At 46.6% G+C, this 2,964-nt stretch carries 2 protein-coding genes; both read right to left on the bottom strand.

Annotated features, from left to right (window positions below):
* Nucleotides 1-220: 220 nt before the first annotated feature.
* Nucleotides 221-1,342, bottom strand: a complete 1,122-nt coding sequence (locus tag F6J99_RS43840; RefSeq protein ID WP_293123432.1) for a M4 family metallopeptidase — start codon at nt 1,340-1,342, stop codon at nt 221-223.
* Between the two features lie 432 nt (nt 1,343-1,774).
* Nucleotides 1,775-2,278 (bottom strand): hypothetical protein, encoded by a 504-nt coding sequence (locus tag F6J99_RS43835; protein WP_293123431.1) that lies wholly within the window; start codon nt 2,276-2,278, stop codon nt 1,775-1,777.
* Nucleotides 2,279-2,964 lie beyond the last annotated feature (686 nt).

The raw sequence follows: 2,964 nt of genomic DNA, 5'->3' as shown, positions 1-2,964 counted from the left end.
TGATTCGGCCAAAGAGGATGGTTAGATAAATTTGGCCAAAATCCCGACTATTCGTCCAAAATTCTCCCCATCTCCCCATCTCCCCATCTCCCCATCTATTTTTGGCCAGAATGAAACAGCCCTGCCTCCTGGGAGGGGTTAGGGGTGGGTTCCTATCTCCCTATCTCCCTATCTCCCTACCCGTGAAATTTAAGTCCAACGCCAGAAACAGCCCTACTCCTTAAGGGGAGGGGGTGAAGAAAGACCTGATAAAGTCTGGCGCACCTGCGGCGCATCCTGGGGGTTCGAGGTCGGGGATTTTATCTTCCGGAGCCTCTTCAATAATCTCAACACCTACCTCTTCCCAACCTTTACGAACAGCTTTTTGTTCCAGGCTGCCAACACCAAATCGGTCACCTGCCACCTTGTATGTCTCTCTGGCAGCATCCTCAAAATCTGAGGTGGAACCCAGCTTATCCCTCAAGGTAAGATACCAGATCCAACCGGCCTTGTCCCAAGCGTATCCACCAATGTCCAGAGCAGCAATGTAGAAGGCTCGGTTGGGGATACCAGAATTGATATGAACCCCACCATTATCTTGAGACCCGGTGTAGATGTCTCTCATATGACCTGGTTGAGGGTCTTTACCTAGTCTGGGGTCGTTATAAGCACTCCCTGGTTCTTTCATGGAGCGAATGCCTGTAGCATTGACATTCTCAGTAAACAAACCAGCTCCAATCACCCAATCCGATTCACTAGCAGTTTGGTTCAGTGTCCGTTGCTTAACTAGGATGCCGAACACATCAGCGAAGTGTTCGTTGAGAGCTCCTGGTTGATTGCGATAGACCAGTCCTGCTTCATATTGGATCACCCCATGGGTCAGCTCATGACCAATAATATCGATGGCGATAGTAAAGCGATTGAAGAGTCTCTCCTCTTCCGGCAAATCTTCATCCCCATCCCCATAGGTCATCTGTTGACCATTCCAGAAGGCGTTGTCAAAACCGCTCCCATAATGAACCGTTGAGGTCAAAACCACCCCTCGATCATCAATCGAGTTGCGCTCGTATATGTCACGATACAAATCAAAGGTAGCTCCAGAACCATCGTAGGCTTCATCCACTGCTGCGTCACCTGTGGCCGGGTCTCCTTCCACCCGGACTTCACGGCCAGGTAAACGAGTTTGGTAGTCTGCATGACAGATCACCCGTTGTTTGGCTGCTCCTGGTTCTCGGGAACTGGGTCGTGTGGAGAAGTCAGCTAATTCCTGGCGCACCCCACGGAACTGACCAGATTCCACTAGGGCGCTCAATGCCCGTTCTCGCTGCATAGGGCTTCCCTGTTCTGAAACTTCCCGCAGCATATACGCCGGAACAATACAGTGCAGAGGGTTGTGGTGGTGATGGTGGTGATGGTGGTGATGGTGGTGATGGTGGTGATGGTGGTGATGGTTTATCTTGGTAGGCATAGTATTATTTAAGTCTTTTTGCTATTACTATGATCGCCCTTGCTAGCGTAGGTTTTTTTGTCAAGTTTTCTTGCCCGAAGCAACATCTTGGAAGCCTTGCCAGCCACTTTTAATCATAGCGAAGGAAACTCAAAACAGTTTCTGATTTATAGCATTGCTTAATGGTAGGATGATTGAGTCTGTTTTATCTTGCATTACTTCCAGTCTCTTCACCCTGTTTCAGAGTTTCATAAATCATCCCCCCAAATGAGCAACGCCCTTATCTATCGTGTCTCGATTGAAAAAATCGAGACCCAAATGATAATTATAGGTTAGATTTACGAGGGTTTAACTCTTCGATACAACAATCGTTACAATATAGTCTGATTGTATAATTGTTTCCTGATTAGTCATGGGCAAGGGTTCAACATTTTTTAATGTCATGGAATAGCCATCAAAATTTTTAACGGCTAAATTTTCTTGGGCTGCTCTCAGGGTTAACTCAACCTCCTCTGGTTGTGAGTTTTCCTTGATAACCTCGAAGGCAATGGTGACTTGTCCTGGTTGCACACAGACTACATCAGCTGGGCATCTGGAATCTTCTACTATATCCAGCACCTTAACTTGCATCGTTTTCGATTCCATTAACGCCATCTGATCGATATGAAGTTGAATCTCTTGATTTAAATCGGCCTTAACCAAATTTTCTGTTGGTTGAATCTCTTGATTTAAATCCGCCTTACTCACATTTTCTGTTGGTTGAGTACAACCGAGCATCGGTTGAATCAGACTACAAATGATAATCAGTTTTATGAACCCTGAGACTAAAGCTAATCCTTTCGATTTCGTCATGATTGACCACCCCAAGTCTGTGTAACTATAAGCCGTCAGCCGTCAGCCGTCAGTGGTCAGTAGTCAGTGGTCAGGGGTCAGCGGTCACCCGTTCGCTGATAGCTGATAGCTGGTAGCTGAACGCGCACGCGTGCGCGTAGCGCATTAGCTTAAGTGTAACTTAGCAATCAAAGTACTAACGGGCTAAAAACCCGATCGTTATTCAATTATCGAGATAGTTACTCCTTGTCTTCCTGCTATTTTTTGGAATTGAAATAATTCCAAGCAACACTCTACCCTTTAGCTGGCAGGCAAAAGAAGCCCCACACCTAATGCGTAGCATAGGTGTGGGATGAATTTTGCACAGGGTATGTATGGAATGCTATAATATATGTACTGATAAACAAAGCCGTTCGCGAAGCGTGGCCAAAGGCCTTAAATGCTGGTTTATCAGCTATTTACAGCGCGAAAAAAATCGAATTTTTGTATTGTTCCGGCGCGGAGGGGCATCCCGGAGACGAAACCTTAGAAGAGTGGAGCCTTAATCATAAAGTTTTAACCCTTTTATGCATAGCCGACTAACCATAAAGGCTCCACTCTTTAAGCGGTAACTTCTGACCGTGTCGTTAATAAAGCAAGCCTACGTATCCGTTCGCGCAGCGTCGGCGAAAGCCGATACCGTTGGGTGGAGTTGGCAAGAAGCCCAC

It is taken from the genome of Moorena sp. SIO4G3, assembly GCF_010692305.1.
Classification (GTDB): domain Bacteria; phylum Cyanobacteriota; class Cyanobacteriia; order Cyanobacteriales; family Coleofasciculaceae; genus Moorena; species Moorena producens_A.
The sequence above is the reverse complement of the archived record's forward strand: the minus strand, read 5'-3'. Positions and strand labels throughout refer to the sequence as shown.

Coding starts and splice junctions, on each gene's coding strand:
- F6J99_RS43835 (WP_293123431.1), bottom strand. CDS start 2,278: ATGACGAAATCGAAAGGATTAGCTTTAGTCTCAGGGTTCATAAAACTG.
- F6J99_RS43840 (WP_293123432.1), bottom strand. CDS start 1,342: ATGCTGCGGGAAGTTTCAGAACAGGGAAGCCCTATGCAGCGAGAACGG.